The sequence below is a fragment of the Marinobacter metalliresistant genome (genome assembly GCF_038098645.1).
Lineage (GTDB): Bacteria > Pseudomonadota > Gammaproteobacteria > Pseudomonadales > Oleiphilaceae > Marinobacter > Marinobacter metalliresistant.
In genome coordinates this window covers 4,236,450-4,252,386 of the sequence record NZ_CP101118.1, presented here as the reverse complement: position 1 = coordinate 4,252,386, position 15,937 = coordinate 4,236,450, and the positions used below count along the sequence as shown (strand labels likewise).

17 protein-coding genes are annotated in these 15,937 nt (G+C 60.0%); all 17 read right to left on the bottom strand.

All coding sequences use genetic code 11. The annotated features are described in order from the left end of the window. Positions 1–2: 2 nt before the first annotated feature. The 17 genes from nuoK to infC all read right to left on the bottom strand — a co-directional run bounded on the left by nuoK (position 3) and on the right by infC (position 15,937). Entirely contained in the window at positions 3–311 is a 309-nt protein-coding gene (gene nuoK / locus NLK58_RS19845) for an NADH-quinone oxidoreductase subunit NuoK (protein WP_303284860.1), read from the bottom strand. Continuing rightward, a complete protein-coding gene (gene nuoJ / locus NLK58_RS19840; protein WP_303284861.1) occupies positions 308–832 on the bottom strand; it encodes an NADH-quinone oxidoreductase subunit J in 525 nt (174 codons plus the stop codon). Before nuoJ ends, nuoK begins: the two co-directional genes overlap by 4 nt. Before the next feature lie 18 nt (positions 833–850). Continuing rightward, on the bottom strand, positions 851–1,411 hold the full coding sequence (gene nuoI, locus NLK58_RS19835) for an NADH-quinone oxidoreductase subunit NuoI (RefSeq protein ID WP_339752143.1): 561 nt from the start codon (positions 1,409–1,411) through the stop codon (positions 851–853). 9 nt (positions 1,412–1,420) lie between these two features. Next, positions 1,421–2,398, bottom strand: coding sequence for an NADH-quinone oxidoreductase subunit NuoH (nuoH, locus tag NLK58_RS19830; RefSeq protein WP_341581568.1), 978 nt, complete (start codon positions 2,396–2,398; stop codon positions 1,421–1,423). Beyond that, positions 2,395–5,151: an NADH-quinone oxidoreductase subunit NuoG gene (gene nuoG / locus NLK58_RS19825; protein WP_341581567.1), complete on the bottom strand. Its 2,757-nt coding sequence runs from the start codon at positions 5,149–5,151 to the stop codon at positions 2,395–2,397. Before nuoG ends, nuoH begins: the two co-directional genes overlap by 4 nt. Positions 5,152–5,211: 60 nt before the next feature. Further along, positions 5,212–6,612, bottom strand: coding sequence for an NADH-quinone oxidoreductase subunit NuoF (gene nuoF, locus NLK58_RS19820; RefSeq protein WP_341581566.1), 1,401 nt, complete (start codon positions 6,610–6,612; stop codon positions 5,212–5,214). Beyond that, on the bottom strand, positions 6,609–7,124 hold the full coding sequence (gene nuoE, locus NLK58_RS19815) for an NADH-quinone oxidoreductase subunit NuoE (protein ID WP_008169459.1): 516 nt from the start codon (positions 7,122–7,124) through the stop codon (positions 6,609–6,611). Before nuoE ends, nuoF begins: the two co-directional genes overlap by 4 nt. After that, positions 7,124–8,902: an NADH-quinone oxidoreductase subunit C/D gene (nuoC, locus tag NLK58_RS19810; protein WP_008169457.1), complete on the bottom strand. Its 1,779-nt coding sequence runs from the start codon at positions 8,900–8,902 to the stop codon at positions 7,124–7,126. Before nuoC ends, nuoE begins: the two co-directional genes overlap by 1 nt. A gap of 48 nt (positions 8,903–8,950) precedes the next feature. Then, complete coding sequence (locus NLK58_RS19805) at positions 8,951–9,628, bottom strand: NADH-quinone oxidoreductase subunit B (RefSeq protein ID WP_341581565.1); 678 nt, start codon at positions 9,626–9,628, stop codon at positions 8,951–8,953. An 85-nt stretch (positions 9,629–9,713) separates the two neighbouring features. Next, positions 9,714–10,121, bottom strand: coding sequence for an NADH-quinone oxidoreductase subunit A (ndhC, locus tag NLK58_RS19800; RefSeq protein ID WP_341581564.1), 408 nt, complete (start codon positions 10,119–10,121; stop codon positions 9,714–9,716). A gap of 352 nt (positions 10,122–10,473) precedes the next feature. Continuing rightward, positions 10,474–10,839, bottom strand: a complete 366-nt coding sequence (locus NLK58_RS19795) for a MerR family transcriptional regulator (RefSeq protein WP_341581563.1) — start codon at positions 10,837–10,839, stop codon at positions 10,474–10,476. Next, on the bottom strand, positions 10,820–11,122 hold the full coding sequence (gene ihfA / locus NLK58_RS19790; protein WP_007151838.1) for an integration host factor subunit alpha: 303 nt from the start codon (positions 11,120–11,122) through the stop codon (positions 10,820–10,822). Before ihfA ends, NLK58_RS19795 begins: the two co-directional genes overlap by 20 nt. 3 nt (positions 11,123–11,125) lie before the next feature. Beyond that, positions 11,126–13,498 carry a phenylalanine--tRNA ligase subunit beta gene (gene pheT, locus NLK58_RS19785; protein ID WP_341581562.1) on the bottom strand — a complete coding sequence of 791 codons (2,373 nt, stop codon included), beginning with the start codon at positions 13,496–13,498 and terminating at the stop codon, positions 11,126–11,128. A gap of 60 nt (positions 13,499–13,558) precedes the next feature. Further along, positions 13,559–14,557, bottom strand: coding sequence for a phenylalanine--tRNA ligase subunit alpha (gene pheS / locus NLK58_RS19780; protein WP_341581561.1), 999 nt, complete (start codon positions 14,555–14,557; stop codon positions 13,559–13,561). Positions 14,558–14,706: 149 nt separating this feature from the next. Continuing rightward, on the bottom strand, positions 14,707–15,060 hold the full coding sequence (gene rplT / locus NLK58_RS19775; RefSeq protein ID WP_008170485.1) for a 50S ribosomal protein L20: 354 nt from the start codon (positions 15,058–15,060) through the stop codon (positions 14,707–14,709). 50 nt (positions 15,061–15,110) lie between these two features. Then, positions 15,111–15,302, bottom strand: a complete 192-nt coding sequence (gene rpmI / locus NLK58_RS19770) for a 50S ribosomal protein L35 (protein ID WP_007151842.1) — start codon at positions 15,300–15,302, stop codon at positions 15,111–15,113. A gap of 95 nt (positions 15,303–15,397) precedes the next feature. Then, positions 15,398–15,937 (bottom strand): translation initiation factor IF-3, encoded by a 540-nt coding sequence (gene infC / locus NLK58_RS19765; protein ID WP_205422356.1) that lies wholly within the window; start codon positions 15,935–15,937, stop codon positions 15,398–15,400.

The window sequence follows — 15,937 nt, the reverse complement described above, 5'->3', positions numbered from 1 at the left end:
CATCATCCACGCATCCTGCTGACTTCATGCAGCTCAAGTGAACGGAAGCGCTGGTACATCTGTATCATCAGCGCCAGGCCGATGCTGGCCTCGGCGGCTGCCAGGGTGATCACCAGCAGGAACATGGCCTGCCCGTCCGACTGATTCCAGGCGGTGCTGCCCACCACAAAGGCCAGCGCGGCGGCATTGAGCATTACTTCCAGGCTCATCAGGACGAACAGCATACTGCGCCTCAGCATCAACCCGGCCAGTCCCAGGCTGAACAGAATGGCGGCCAGGATCAGGCCATGCTCCATCGGGATACCAGTCATTGCGTGCCTCCACGGTTGCGATTGCCTCGGGGTTTGATGCGCCGGCCCACGTGGGAAGCCGTTACCAGCGCCGCCAGCAGCAGAATGGCCGCCAGTTCCACCACGATCAGCCAGGGGCCGAACAAGGTGAGACCGATGTCCCGGGCGGTTATCAGCTCACCGTCAATGGTCATGCCTGCGTGTCCGCCGTCGATGAGCGCCACCACTGCCACCAGCAATACCAGGGCCAGCAGCGACGGCCCAAGCCAGTAACCCGGACGTCGCCACGGGGAATCCCGTTTCGCCTCCGGACGCAGATTGAGCATCATTATCACGAACACGAACAGCACCATGATGGCGCCGGCATAGACGATAATCTCAAGCGCGCCCGCAAAGGGCGCGCCCAGGGCGAAGAACACCAGGGCGACCGCGATCAGCGAAACAATCAGGTACACCACCGCATGCACCGGACTGGAGCCGGTGATGAGACCAACCGTGGCCAACACCGCCACGAGGCCGCTAAGGTAGAATCCCAGTTCCATCAGTGCTTCCTTTTTGGGTCAGGGTAAAAGCGTACGGACATCTTCCGGGGCATCCTCATTCAGCGCCTCGCCTTTGTCCTTGCCGGCGATAGCCATGCCGGCAACCTTGTAAAAGTGGTAGTCGTGGTCCTTGCCGGGGCCATTGATCAGCAGGTCTTCCTTCTCGTATACCAGTTGCTGGCGCTGGTATTCACCCATCTCGAAATCCGGTGTCAGTTGGATGGCGGAGGTGGGGCAGGCCTCTTCACACATGCCACAGAAAATGCAGCGCGAAAAGTTGATACGGAAGAACTCCGGGTACCAGCGGCCGTCGTCTTTTTCACCTTTCTGCAGGGAAATACAGGCCACCGGGCAGGCCACCGCGCACAGGTTGCACGCCACGCATCGTTCTTCGCCGTCCGGATCCCGGGTGAGTATGATGCGGCCCCGGTACCGGGGAGGCAGATAGACCTCCTCTTCCGGATAATTCACGGTTTCGCGCTTGCGGAAGCCGTGCATGAATACCATGCCCATGGTACGCAGCAGTGACCAACTGGCCGGTATCAGCCAGAACACGGACAACACTTTGTTTTTACTCATCTTTCCTCCCTATGAGCCGGTCAGCAGTAATACCGCCCCGGTCGCCAGCAGGTTGACCAGGGTCAGCGGCAGACACACCCGCCAGCCAAAGCTCATTACCCGGTCATACCTGGGTCGTGGCAGCGATGCCCGGAGCAGAATGAACAGCATCAGGAAGAAGCTGGTCTTGAGGGCAAACCACACCACAGGTGGCAGCCAGGGGCCCTGCCAGCCACCGAAAAACAGCGTCACGATCAGCGCCGAAACCAGCACCATGCCCACGTATTCACCAATGAAAAACATGCCGAACTTCATACCGGAGTACTCGACATGGTAACCATCCGCCAGTTCCTGTTCCGCCTCCGGCTGGTCGAAGGGATGGCGGTGTGTCACGGCGATGCCGGCGATCAGAAAAGTGACGAAACCCAGGAACTGGGGGATCACGAACCACAGGCCTTCCTGGGCCGCAACGATATCACGCAGGTTGAAGGAGCCGGCCATGGCCACGACACCCATGAGCGACAGTCCCATGAACACTTCGTAGGACAGGGTCTGCGCCGAGGCCCGCAATGCGCCCAGCAAGGCATACTTATTGCCACTGGCCCAGCCACCGATTAACACCGCGTAGACATTGACGCCGGCCAGCGCCAGAAAGAACAGCAGTCCGATGTGCATGTCCGCCACCCCCCACCCGGGTGTTATGGGGATAATCGCGAAAGCCAGCAGCAGGGACGCGAAGGCAATGTTGGGTGCCAGCATAAACAGGCCGCGGCTGGCAAAGGGTGGAGTCCAGTCTTCCTTGAAAAAAATCTTCAGCATATCGGCAATCAGTTGAAGAGTGCCGAATGGCCCCACCCGGTTAGGACCATAACGATCCTGCCAGAGGCCAAGCAGCCGACGTTCCACCACGGTCAGTGCCCCTCCCACCACGACCACGACAAGCAGGATCACCAGCGCCTGGAACATGGCCCAGAGAGTGGCTGCCAGTTGCGGAGTCCACCAGCTCATGACTCACCTCCCGAGGGTTTTCCTAAAGTGAGTGTCGCGCCCTGCCCCAGGCCGGGCAACAGTCCCGCGGGCAGGCCAGCCCAGCCGGGGGGCCAGTCTTCCCGCTCTGATACCGTGACGACCAGGCCACCAAACAGCATCAGGCTGTCGCCCTCGCGCACACCAAGCAGCGTCAGGCTGTCGCCGTCACGTACGCCCAGCGCCTCGGCGTCCGGGTGGGCCAGCATGACCACCGGCGCGGTCATGCGCTGCCGGATAGGTTCAGCCAGGGCAGACGTCTCCTCCCCCCCGAACACGCGCGGCAACACCAGGGCCCGCAGCCCGCTACTATCAGTGGCACCATCATTAGAGACCGGGGCGGGGTATTCGCGATGGCCGGGCTGAGGCCGAATCAGTCTCACGCCCGGGTCCCCCCCGCGCAGGTGGCCGCCGACTTCATCGGTGAACTTGTTCCAGGCCTGAGGGGAATTCCAGCCCGGCGCCCAGGCGAAAGGTATCTGCTGCCGGGGCCGGTCAGATCCGCTGTAGCCTTCCATGGAGTACGCGAAGGGCGTATCGGTATCCTGTGGAGGGCGGGGCTCATTTACATCGAGGTTGGCTCGCATGGCGGTGCGGCCGCTGTAACGCTGGGGCTCACGGGCCAGCCGCAGGCCCTCTATACGATAATCGGAGCCGGGCGCAGCCTCCACAATCCCGGCCAGGCCTGGATGGGCCTCGGCACAGGCCCGGATGGCCATATCCAGGCTGATGTCTCCGGGGGCTTCCCCCCGCAGTCCGGCGGACAGGGCATGCAACCAGCGCCAACTCTCGTGAATTCGGGTCTCGGGGCGCAGGTAGGCCGGTTCGAACACCCGGAAGAAGCGCTGGGCCCGCCCTTCCAGATTTACCAGGGTTCCGCTCCCTTCCGCGAAACTGGCAGCAGGCAGGATGAAGTCCGCCCCCTCGGCGGTTCTCGTCCGCTGGTGGTCCAGCACCACGCGGGTGTTGGCACGGGCCAGGGCCTGCTCCACCCGGTCGGCGGGCAGGCGTTGATACAGGTCGTTCTCCAGCACCACCACCGCATCGGCCCGGCCCTCACTCAACTCATCCAGCGCCCAGTCCAGTGTCTGCCCCCCCATGAGCGACAGCCCGGTGCTGTTGGCCTCCCGCCGGATCAACACCAGCCCACCCTGCGCTGCCCGCCTGGACAGGGCCCGGGCAACCGCACCGGCGGCTTCCAGGATGGCCTCGCTGGCGAGGGAGCCGCCGCTGACAACCAGCGGCCGCGCCGCTTTTAACAGGCTGACGGCGATTTCTCCGGCCCGCTCCTGGCTGGCCGGGTCGAGGCCGTCCACCGGGGGCGCCGCCGGGTCGATGGCATGAGCCACCGCGAAACCGAGCCGGGCGATATCATCCGGCGCCAGGGCATGGCGGGCGACAGCGACACTGTCCAGCTCGGTGGGCGCTGGCCAGACAATGTGCAGCGGGTGGTACCGGTCCTGCCCCAGGGTCTTGACGGCCTCGGCATTCCAGGCCGGCACGCCGATCTTTTCAGCCAGTTCTTCCCGCCGTGACAGCACAGCCTGACGCAGATTCAGCCCCAGGCGCGCGGCGCTCTGGACCGGGTCCTCGCCCAGCACCAGAATGGCATCGTGGCGTTCTATTTCCCGGGGTGTCGGGGTGGGCAGTCCCGACGTTTCCTGCAGCCGGTTCATCATGGCCAGGCACGCCTGCTCCCGGGACTCTATCCCGGTGGAAAAGTTTTCCGGCCCCACCATGGCCAATAGCTGGTGATTGCTTTCCAGACTGGCCCGGGGCGATCCGATGCCGATGATGCGCCGGGCCTGACGCAGGGCGCCGGTGATACGCTCCAGGGCCGGATCTACCCCCAGCGTCACGGCCTCCTGCCCCGGCCGTTCGGTCCATTCCGGAACCCGTGGCCGGTCGGCGCGGTTGACGTATCCGTAACCAAACCGGCCGCGGTCACAGAGGAAGTGGCTGTTAACCTCACCGTGGTAGCGGTTTTCGATGCGGCGAATCTCGCCGTAGCGTTCCCCGGGGCTGATGTTGCAACCGACCGCGCACTGGTGGCAGATGCCGGGGGCATACTGCAGGTCCCACTTTCGGGTGTAGTGATCGGAATGACTCTGGTCGGTGAACACCCCAGTGGGGCAGACTTCGGTGAGGTTGCCGGAGAACGGGCTTTCCAGTGTGCCTTCGGCGTATCGTCCGAAGTAGATGTTGTCCCGGGCACCAAAGGCGCCCAGATCGGTGCCACCGGCGTAGTCATTGTAAAAGCGCACGCACCGGTAGCAGGTAATGCAGCGGTTCATTTCGTGGGCGATGAACGGCCCCAGGTACTGGTTGCGGCGAGTGCGCTTGTTGAACCGGTAGCGGCGGCGGTCATGGCCGGTCATTACCGTCATGTCCTGCAGGTGGCAATGGCCGCCCTCCTCGCACACCGGGCAGTCGTGGGGGTGATTGATCATCAGCCACTCCACCACACTGGCCCGGAAAGCCCGGGCTTCCTCGTCATCGATATCGATTCGGGTCTGGTCCGCCGCCGGGGTCATACAGGACATGACCAGAACGCCCTTGTTGTCGTCCTTGTCCTTGTACTGGCGCACCGCGCACTGGCGACAGGCGCCGACACTTCCCATGGCCGGATGCCAGCAGAAATAGGGAATATCCAGGCCCAGTGACAGACAGGCCTGGAGCAGGTTGTGCGCCCCGTTGACCTCGTAGGTTTTTCCGTCCACGTGAATCGTCGCCATGCTTGCTTCTGCCTTCACCTAGAAAGTACGATCACTGTTTGTTGAAAGTGACTGTTGAAACTAACGGTTGTTTGCCGGCGCGTCCGCTGCGACCCGGTCCGGAACGCCCCGGGTGTCGCCGCTTACCTTGCCAATGCCCTGCTCAAACTCCTGCCGGAAGTGCCGCAGCGCTGTTTCCAGCGGCATGGCGGCGCCAGGGGCAAGGGCGCAGAAGGTCAGCCCCGGGCCACAGTCCGCCGCCAGCTTGTCGAGCAATTCGATGTCGCCGGCCTGCCCCTGTCCCTTTTCCAGGTCCCGGAGCAGTTTTACCACCCAGGGCAGACCATCACGGCACGGAGTGCACCAGCCGCAGGATTCCCGGGCGAAGAACTCCTCCAGGTTGCGCATCAGCGATACCATGCTTCGGTCCTCGGGGACCGCCATCATCAGGCCGGTGCCCAGCCGGCTGCCGACATTGGCGATAGAGTCAAAGTCCAGGGGCAGCTCCAGATGCTCCGGCAACAGGAAGCCGGTGCTGGTGCCGCCAGGCAACCATGTCTTGAGCCGGAGGCCTTGCTGCAGCCCCCCGGCCCGGTCGAGCAGCTCGGCCCCGGTGACGCCCATGGGCAGCTCCCAGAGGCCCGGCTCCGCAACCGGCCCCGACACGCCATAAAGCTTGGTACCGCCGTCACCGGTACGGTTGCCGGACAGGTTCTGATACCAGTCAGCGCCATGGAGAATCACGGCGGGTATGTTGCACAGGGTCTCGACGTTGTTAACCACCGTGGGCCTGCCCCAGGCTCCGGACTGGCCGGGGAACGGCGGCTTGGCCCGGGGATTGGCGCGCTTCCCCTCCAGTGCATTGATCAGAGCCGTTTCCTCGCCGCAGATGTAGCGCCCCGCCCCGGTATGCACCGCGATGTCGAAATCGAACCCGCTGCCATCAATATCCGGCCCCAGCCAGCCGGCTTCGCGGGCCTCATCAATGGCGCGGTTCAGCACCCGGGCCGCCTCCACGTATTCACCCCGCAGAAAAATGTAGCCTTGCCGGGCGTTGTTGGCCCGGGCTCCGAGGATCATCCCCTCAATCAGCAGGTGGGGTTGCTGCTCCATCAGCAACCGGTCCTTGAAGGTGCCCGGTTCCATTTCATCCGCGTTGCAGATCAGGTAGCCCCGGGGCATGTCACCCCCCTGCAGCGTCAGGCTCCACTTGACGCCAGCGGAAAAACCGGCGCCGCCCCGGCCACGCACATTGGCGTCTTTCACCACGGTGATGATGCCCTGGGGGTCGCTCTCGGCCAATGCCCGGCGGACCGACTGATAACCATCCTTATCCAGATATTCGCCGAGCCAGACCACCTCGCCGTCGTCCCTCAGCCTCCAGGTCAGCGGATGGGTTTCGGGTTGACGCTCGGTACCGGATTGCCGTATCCGGCTGTGATAACGCAGCGGGTTGCCTTGACCTGAGGTGGATCCGCTCATTCGTAGCCCTCCAGCAGGTCGGACAGATCCTCCGGTGTGACCGGCCCGAAGGTTTCGCCGTCAATCATCAGCGCCGGGGCACCGTCACAGGCGCCGAGACAACACACGGGTAACAGGGTGAAGCGGCCATCGGCGGTGGTGGCGCCGTAGTCCACTCCCAGCTTCTCCACCAGGGCCTGTTTCAGCGTTTCATACCCGGTCAGGAAGCAGGAGCTGCTGTCGCAGACCAGGATCACATGGCGCCCTACCGGCTGACGGAAAATCAGGCTGTAAAAGGTAGCCACGCCGTCCACCGCGGCGAATCCCAGGCCCAGCAACCGCCCAACGGCCATGATGGCACCGTCGGGAACCCAGCCATGGCGGCGCTGGACGATTTTCAACGCCTCGATACAAGCGGCCTGGGGCTGCTCGTAGTGTTCCTTTTCCCGGAGAATCGCGGCTTCGTCGTCCGGGTGCAGTTCAAAACGGTCACTGCCGATCAGTTCGGTTGTGTGCGGGGTTGTTGCCATCATCAGCGATCCACGTCTGCCATTACGAAATCGATACTGCCCAGGTGGGCGATCATGTCCGGCACGAAGCCTCCGCGCATCAAGGACGGTATCTGCTGCAGGTGCGGAAAGCTCGGAGTCCGGATGCGGGTTCGGTAGCTCATGTTATTGCCGTCGCTGGTCAGGTAATAACTGTTTATGCCTTTGGTGGCCTCCACCATTTGCAGGGATTCGCCGGGTTTCAGAACCGGACCCCAGGACACCTGCAGAAAGTGCGTGATCAGCGTTTCGATGTGCTGCAACATCCGCTCCCTGGGTGGCGGGGTGGTCAACGGGTGGTCCGCCTTGTAGTCGCCCGCGGGCATGTGATCGACGCATTGCTGGATAATGCGCAGGCTCTGCCGCATTTCCTCAATACGCAGCTGACCCCGGTCAAAAACGTCTCCGTGCTGCCCCAGAGGCACCTCGAAGTCGAAGTTCTCATAGCCGGAATAGGGCCGCTGTTTGCGCAGATCGAAGTTGCAGCCAGTGGCCCGCAGGTTGGGACCGGTCACGCCCCATTCCAGGGCCTCGGTGGTGGTGAAGGCAGCCACATGCCGGGTCCGCTCCCGCACCAGGGCGTTTTTCATCATGGCCAGCTCGTATTCCCGCAGCCGCGGCGGCATCCAGTCAAGGAACTCCTGCACCAGTTGCTGCCAGCCCACGGGCAGGTCCTGGGCAAGGCCGCCGATCCGGTACCAGGCCGGATGCATGCGAAAACCGGTGATGCCCTCAATCACCTTGTAGGCCCGCTGGCGGTCAGTGAAGCTGTAGAACACCGGCGACATGGCGCCCAGATCCTGCAGGTAGGTCCCCAGGAACAGCAAATGGCTGCTAATACGGAACATCTCCGCCATCATCACCCGGACCGTCTTGACCCGGTCGGGCACCTCGATACCCGCCAGTTTCTCAACCGCAAGGACATAGGGAAGGTTGTTCATTACGCCGCCGGTGTAGTCGATGCGGTCGGTATAGGGAATGAAGCTGTGCCAGGTCTGGCGCTCGGCCATTTTTTCCGCGCCCCGGTGGTGATAGCCAATATCCGGCACGCAGTCGATGATCTCCTCGCCGTCCAGTTGAAGCACGATCCGGAAGGCACCGTGGGCAGAGGGATGATTGGGGCCCAGATTGAGGAACATGAACTCGCTGCCATCCCGCTCACGCTGCATGCCCCAGGCTTCCGGTTCGAATTTCAGCGCCTCCTGCTCCGTCTGCTGCCCCTCCACTGTCAGGGTGTAGGGGTCGAATTCCGTGGCCCGCGCGGGATAGTCCTTGCGTAACGGGTGGCCATGCCAGGTGGGCGGCATGAGCAGCCGTTGCAGATGGGGATGGCCGGTTGCGGTAATGCCGAACAGATCCCAGATTTCCCGCTCATACCAGTTGGCATTGGCAAACACCCGGGTCACGCTTGGCAGGTTCGGGTCGCCACCGGTCAGCGCCACCTTGATGATCAGGTCTTCATTACGATCCACCGACAGCAGATGATAGAAGACCGTGAAATCCGCGGCTGGTAGCCCGTCACGGTGGGCACGGAGCCGCTCGTCCACGGCAGAGAGATCGTAAAGCATGGAAAAAGACGCCGGCGGCGCCTTCAGGTGGCGCAGTATCTCCACTATCCGCTCACGTCGCACCCACAGCACCGGAAGCCCGGTCAGGGTAGGCTGAACGTGCTCGATGTGTTCCCGGAATCCGTCCAGAAGCCCGAGGGCCCGGTCAATGCCGGACTGGGCCGGTGCATGCCTGTCGAGAGCGTCTGTGCTCATGATGCTGACTCATCTCCTGTCAAGGTTGGGCAAATCGGGAGGCGGCGCTCAGAGTTTGTCCGGAGTCCTCAGTTCGGTGGCCTCGATTCGCTGGCTCCGTTTCTGCTCCCGCTGGGACCCCATCTCGGCCTTATAAACCCCTTGATCCCCCACGACCCAGGACAGCGGCCGGCGCTCCTCCTGAATCGAGTCCTGCAACAACTGAAGTGCCTGCAGGAAGGCCTCGGGCCGCGGCGGACAGCCCGCTACATAGACATCCACGGGCAAGAACTTGTCAACCCCCTGAACCACCGAATAGATGTCGTACATACCGCCAGAGTTGGCGCAGGAGCCCATGGAAATGACCCACTTGGGTTCCAGCATCTGATCGTAGAGCTGCTGAATAACCGGAGCCATTTTGATGAAACAGGTACCCGCTATCACCATAAAGTCGGCCTGCCTCGGCGAGGCGCGGATCACCTCCGACCCGAAGCGCGCAATGTCATGGGGCGAGGTAAATGCGGTAGTCATTTCCACGTAGCAGCAGGACAGACCGAAGTTATAGGGCCACAAGGAGTTCTTGCGCCCCCAGTTCACCGCCGAATTGAGGACGTCACTCAGCTTGCCGGTGAATACGTTGCGTTCAAGCTGGCTTTTGACGTATTCCTCCGATGACTGCCGGCGCCCCAGCGGGTAACGGTCACTGGATTCCGGCACTTCGTCGGCCCGGGTCAGTCTGTAAGGCATGGCTGGTCTCCATAAAGGTTTGCTGACAGTGATCAAGGCCCGGACGACAATCATCGGGGACTGAATACACCCTGGAACCGAACGATTAGCCCTCCCCGTGTCCCTGAGAACCCTCGGGGGCCCACTCCAACGCCCCGGAGCGACTGTCGTAGAGCAGGCCGGCAAGCAATATCAGTATAAAAACCGCCGCGCCCCAGAACCCGCTCCAGCCCGCTTCCGGAATCACAACCGCCCAGGCAAACAGAAACACCGCCTCAATATCGAAGATCACAAAGAGCATCGCGACCAGATAAAACTTGACGGAAAACCGCTGGCGGGCGTCACCGACACCGACAATACCGGACTCAAACGGGATGGTTTTGCTGACGCCATGGCTGCGCCCGCCAAGCAGGCTGGAAACGCCTGCCATGAAGGCACATAAGCCGAGGGCAGCGATCACAAAAAAACCGGTTGCCCAATAGTTGACCAGCAACTCATTGACCGTGTCCGACATACCCCCTCCTGTTCTGAATCATCACCCTATCCGCCCAGCCTGAAACGGAACTGAATCAGCAGAGCAATCGTTCTCAATTTTTGATCCCGATCAAATTCACAGACCCATCCCGTGGAAATTTGGGCCAGTGCCCTGGATGGCTATCCCCGACCTCCGGGGTTGCCCGGGCCCGGCGTGGATTTAACCACTGCGCTCTGGCCAGTAAAGCTGACAGATCTGTTCCCGGCAAGTCTCAGTCAGCAGAGCACTGCTCACTGCCGGACATCAAGACCTGCAGGAAACAGTAACCCTGCGGGCATAAAAAACCGGGCAGCGAATGCTTGTCCCGGTTTTTTTGGGGCCTGCAAGCGCCCTATCTGACCGGCGCGTTCAGAACCTCAAGCACGTCTTCCAGCTCGGTGATCATCTGGCGGATCAGCTGTTTGTACTGGGAGGTGTCGTCTTTTATCTCGTGGCTGCTCAGCTTCTGCTTGGCACCACCAATGGTATACCCCTGATCATACAGCAGGCTGCGAATCTGGCGGATGGTGATCACGTCCGCCCGCTGATAGTAGCGTCGGTTGCCCCGACGCTTGACCGGCGACAGTTGGGGAAATTCCTGTTCCCAATAACGCAGGACGTGTGCCTTGACCGCGCACAGCTCCGCCACTTCACCAATCGTGAAATAACGCTTTCCCGGAATTGCGGGAAGCTCGTTGTTATGACTGGGTTCCAGCATACGCTTCTACTTTTTGCTTTAGTTTTTGCCCGGGGCGAAAGGTCACAACACGCCGTGCACTGATCGGAATCTCCTCGCCGGTTTTCGGATTCCGTCCCGGCCGCTGTTTCTTGTCCCGCAGATCGAAGTTACCAAAACCCGACAACTTCACCTGCTCATTGTGACTGAGCGCGCCTCTGATCTCATCGAAAAAAGCTTCCACCATCTCCTTGGCTTCGCGTTTGTTCAGGCCCAATTCCTCATACAACCGCTCCGCCATTTCCGCTTTCGTCAAAGCCGCCATGTCTCAACTCCTCAGTGTCGCCCCCAGCTCTTCTTTCAATGCGTCGATCACACCGTTGAAGAGCGAATGCACTTCATCCTCGTTTAACGTACGCTCGGGATGCTGCCAGAACAGGCTCAGTGCCAGGCTTCGGTTATCCTCACCCAGGCTCTCACCTTCGTAGACATCGAACGCACGTAACGCTGTCAGGCGCTCACCAGCATGCTTTTTGGCCACACGCTCCACATCCGCAAACGCCACATCGCTCCCGATAATAATAGCCAAATCCCGACGAACTTCCGGGAATTTTGAAATTTCTTTGAAATTAGGCACATATCCGGTAACGACCGAATTCAAGAATAGCTCAAACATCAGGATCGTGCCATTAAGTTCAAGATTTTTCTGAACTTGTGGATGCAACGTGCCTAGCCAGCCGACATGTTCGCCGTCCCGCAGCAGCTCGGCGGTCTGCCCGGGGTGCAGGGCAGGATGCTGACTGCCGACAAAATGAATTTCGATGCCCAGCAAACGGAACAGACTCTCCAAATCCCCTTTTACATCAAAGAAATCTGCATTTCTGCGACCGTTGACCCAGTTTTCAGGATACTGGTTTCCAACAACTACACCCGCAAGCATGGGCTGCTGATCAATATGTTCGCCTTCCTTAAGGAAGCGAAGGCCCGTCTCAAACAGGCGAATACGGGACTGCTGACGGTTCTGGTTATAGACCACCGTTTTCAGCAGGCCACTCCAAAGGCTGGTGCGCATTACCGAGAGATCGGAGGAAATCGGATTCGCCAGAGCGATACCCTCGCGCTCAGGGTCAACCAGTTGCTGTACCTTCGGATCCACAAAGCTGTAGGTCACCGCTTCCTGGTAGCCATGGCCCACAAAGAAGTTGCGAATGGCCGATACCGGGCGGACAGCCTCTCTCTCCGGGCGCAGCCCAAGGGAACCCGTAGGCTCGGTCACAGGCAGGTTGTTGTAGCCGTAGATCCGCCCCACTTCTTCGATCAGGTCTTCTTCGATTGAGATGTCCGGACGGAAGCTGGGCACACTAACCCTCCACCCGTCTTTCAGCAGCTTCTCTACCCTAAGCCCGAGCCGGGCCAGGATTTCCTCGACCGTGGTGCGGTAAATTTCCATACCCAGAACGTCATTGAGGCGCCGGGCCCGGAGGTCGACTACACGATCCTCGGGAATATCCTCATCGCTGACTACCTCGACAATTTCGCCCGGCTCACCGCCGACGACGTCCATCAGCAGGCGGGTTGCACGCTCCATGGCTTCACGAGCCAGCCTGTAATCCACACCGCGCTCGAAGCGGTGAGAGGCATCGGTATGCAAGCCATAATGACGTGCCTTGCCGGCCAGGGTAATGGGGTCGAAGTAGGCCGACTCCAGAACCAGATCCCGGGTTTTCAGACCGACCCCGGAATGTTCGCCGCCCATAACGCCGGCAATGGCGATTGGCTTTTCATGATCAGCAATCACCAGTGTGCCCCGGGTCAGCTCCACTTCCTGGCCGTCGAGCAGCACCAGTTTCTCACCGACCCGGGCCATACGCACAACGATGCCACCACGAATCTCATCACGGTCAAACGCGTGCATAGGCTGACCGAGCTCCAGCATCACGTAGTTGGTTACATCCACAGCCGCATCGATGGAACGAATGCCGGAACGGCGCAGCTTCTCTTGCATCCACAGCGGCGACTCAGCCTGCAGGTTCACATTACGAAGAATCCGGCCGAGATAGCGCGGACAACCGGCCGGCGCCTCGACACGTATATCCGGGACTTCTGAGTGCACAGCTTCGACCGGCTCAATGGCCGGGGCCTCTACCGGCACGCTATTGAGCACCCCCACTTCCCGGGCAATGCCTTTGATAGAAAGGCAGTCGGCCCGGTTGGGGGTCAGATCCACATCAATGGTTACATCGTTCAGCCTGAGATAATCCGCGACATCCTGGCCAACCGGCGCATCGGCCGGCAACTCCATCAGTCCGTCATGATTCTCGGACAGCCCCAGCTCCGACCCGGAGCACAGCATACCTTCTGAAGGCTGACCACGGAGCCTGGCTTTCTTGATCCTGAAATCACCGGGCAGAACCGCACCAACCACAGCAAACGGTACCTTGAGACCTTCCCGAACATTGGCGGCACCGCAAACCACCTGCACGGTATTTTTGCCATCACTGACCTGGCAGACCCGGAGTTTGTCCGCATCCGGATGGGGCTGCACAGACTGAACCTCACCGACAACCACACCGCTAAACTGGCCCGCCACCGGTTCAAAACCGTCCACTTCCAGACCCGCCATGGTGATCTGGTCCATCAATTCCTGGGTACCGATTTGCGGATTAACCCACTCGCGTAGCCACTGTTCACTGAATTTCATGGTTATTGCCTTGTCCTGATGCGGTTATGCCTGTTTGTTTGGATGCCCTGGTGTCGCCTGTCAACGGAACTGGCGCAGGAAGCGCAGATCGTTCTCAAAGAACATACGCAGGTCGTTCACGCCGTAACGAAGCATGGCCAGGCGCTCTACACCCAGGCCGAATGCAAAACCACGGTATTCCTCGGCATCAATTCCGCAATATTCAAACACCTTGGGGTGTACCATTCCGCAACCCATGATTTCCAGCCACTTGATGCTGCCATCGGCTTCCCGCCCCCATTCAATATCCACTTCCGCGGAGGGTTCGGTGAAGGGGAAGTAGGACGGACGGAAGCGAACCTGCAAATCCCGCTCGAAGAACACCTGGAGAAACTCCTCCACAGTGCTTTTCAGATCCGCAAAGCTGACATTTTTCTCCACCAGTAAACCTTCCACCTGGTGGAACATGGGAGTGTGGGTCATGTCCGAATCGCAGCGGTACACCCGGCCCGGACAGATCATTCGGAACGGAGGCTTGCCGGCCTCCATGGTGCGGATCTGAACCGGCGAGGTATGGGTGCGCAGCAGGGTGCCCGGGTTGAAATAGAAAGTGTCGTGCATGGCACGGGCAGGATGGTGCCCGGGAATGTTCAGCGCCTCGAAGTTATGGTAATCATCTTCGATTTCCGGCCCCTGCTCAACGGTATAGCCGGCCCGGGAGAAAAACTGCTCAATCCGCTGCAGGGTACGGGTAACCGGATGCAAACCGCCAAGCTCCTGGCCACGGCCCGGGAGGGTAACGTCAATGGATTCACTGGCAAGTTTCTGCTCGATGGCGACGCGCTCAAGATCAGCGCGCTTCGCATTGATCGCGTCTTCCACCTGCCCCTTGGCTTCATTGATCTTCTGGCCGGCCGCCGGCCGCTCTTCAGCGGAAAGCTTACCCAGGGTTTTGGCCTGCTGGGTAATCACACCCTTTTTGCCAAGATACTCAACACGAATTTGATCAAGTGCCTGCAGACTGTCAGCTTTGTCTACTGCCGCCAAACCGTCCTGAACCAGTTGCTCCAGGTTTTCCATTGACCCTGCTCCAAACCAGAAATGGAAGTGCTAAAACGTAATTTATAAACAAAAATAGGGGAAGAGCGTGCCCTTCCCCTATCAGAAGGCGCCGTCATGATGTCATGAGACGCCCGTATCGATCAGTAATCGATGAAAGAGCTAAGCGATCACAGGGACGCCTTGGCCTTCTCAACAACAGCGGCAAACGCCTGCTGCTCGTTCATGGCCAGATCGGCCAGAACCTTACGATCGATTTCAACGTTTGCCTTTTTCAGGCCAGCAATCAGACGGCTGTATGACAGACCGTTAGCGCGGGCACCAGCATTGATACGGGCAATCCACAGAGCGCGGAAAGCACGCTTGCGGTTACGACGGTCGCGGTAAGCGTACTGACCGGCCTTGATAACCGCTTGCTTGGCTACACGGAATACCCGGCTACGAGCGCCGTAGTAACCTTTGGCCTGATTGAGAATCTTTTTGTGACGACGGCGTGCGACCACACCACGTTTTACACGAGCCATACTCTAATCCTTCTACCTGTACTTTCTAAGGAATGATTCTCGCGGCTGGATCAGCACGCGGTCATACGCTTGATAGATGCAACATCCGACTTGGCGATGAGCTTGGTGCCGCGCAGCTGACGCTTACGCTTCGGGCTCTTCTTGGTCAGGATGTGACTGGTGAAGGACTGCTTGTGCTTGAAGCCGGTGGCGGTTTTCTTGAACCGCTTGGTGGCTCCGCTTTTGGTTTTCATCTTAGGCATTTTTTAAAACTCCGCATTCTATTTTTAAATAAACAACGATGTGCCCCTGAACGACAAATCCCCCGCATGCGCGGGGGACAAGCACCCGATCAGGTTCACTTCTTCTTGCGGGGCGCCACGACCATGGTCATCTGCCGGCCTTCCATTTTCGGCCGCATCTCTACCTGGGCAAGCTCTTCCACATCTGCTTCTATGCGCTGCATGAGTTGCATACCAATTTCCTGGTGTGCCATCTCACGGCCACGGAAGCGGATCGTGATTTTGCCGCGGTCCCCGTTTTCAAGGAAACGTACCAGGTTGCGTAGTTTTACCTGATAATCCCCTTCTTCAGTTCCGGGACGGAACTTAAGCTCTTTGACCTGCGTCTGCTTCTGTTTTTTCTTGGCAGCCGCCTTGGCCTTCTTCTCGTCGAAGATTTTCTTGCCGTAGTCCATTATCTTACAGACGATCGGATCGGAATCCGTAACCTGAACCAGATCAAGAGACGCTTCTTCTGCCTGCTTGATTGCATCTTCAATCGGTACGACACCGACCTGATTGCCTTCGGCATCGATCAGACGGACTTCGGTTGCGTCAATATTCTCATTGATCGGCGCCTTTGGTGTACGCCCACCCCGATTCGCTCGCTGTTTAAT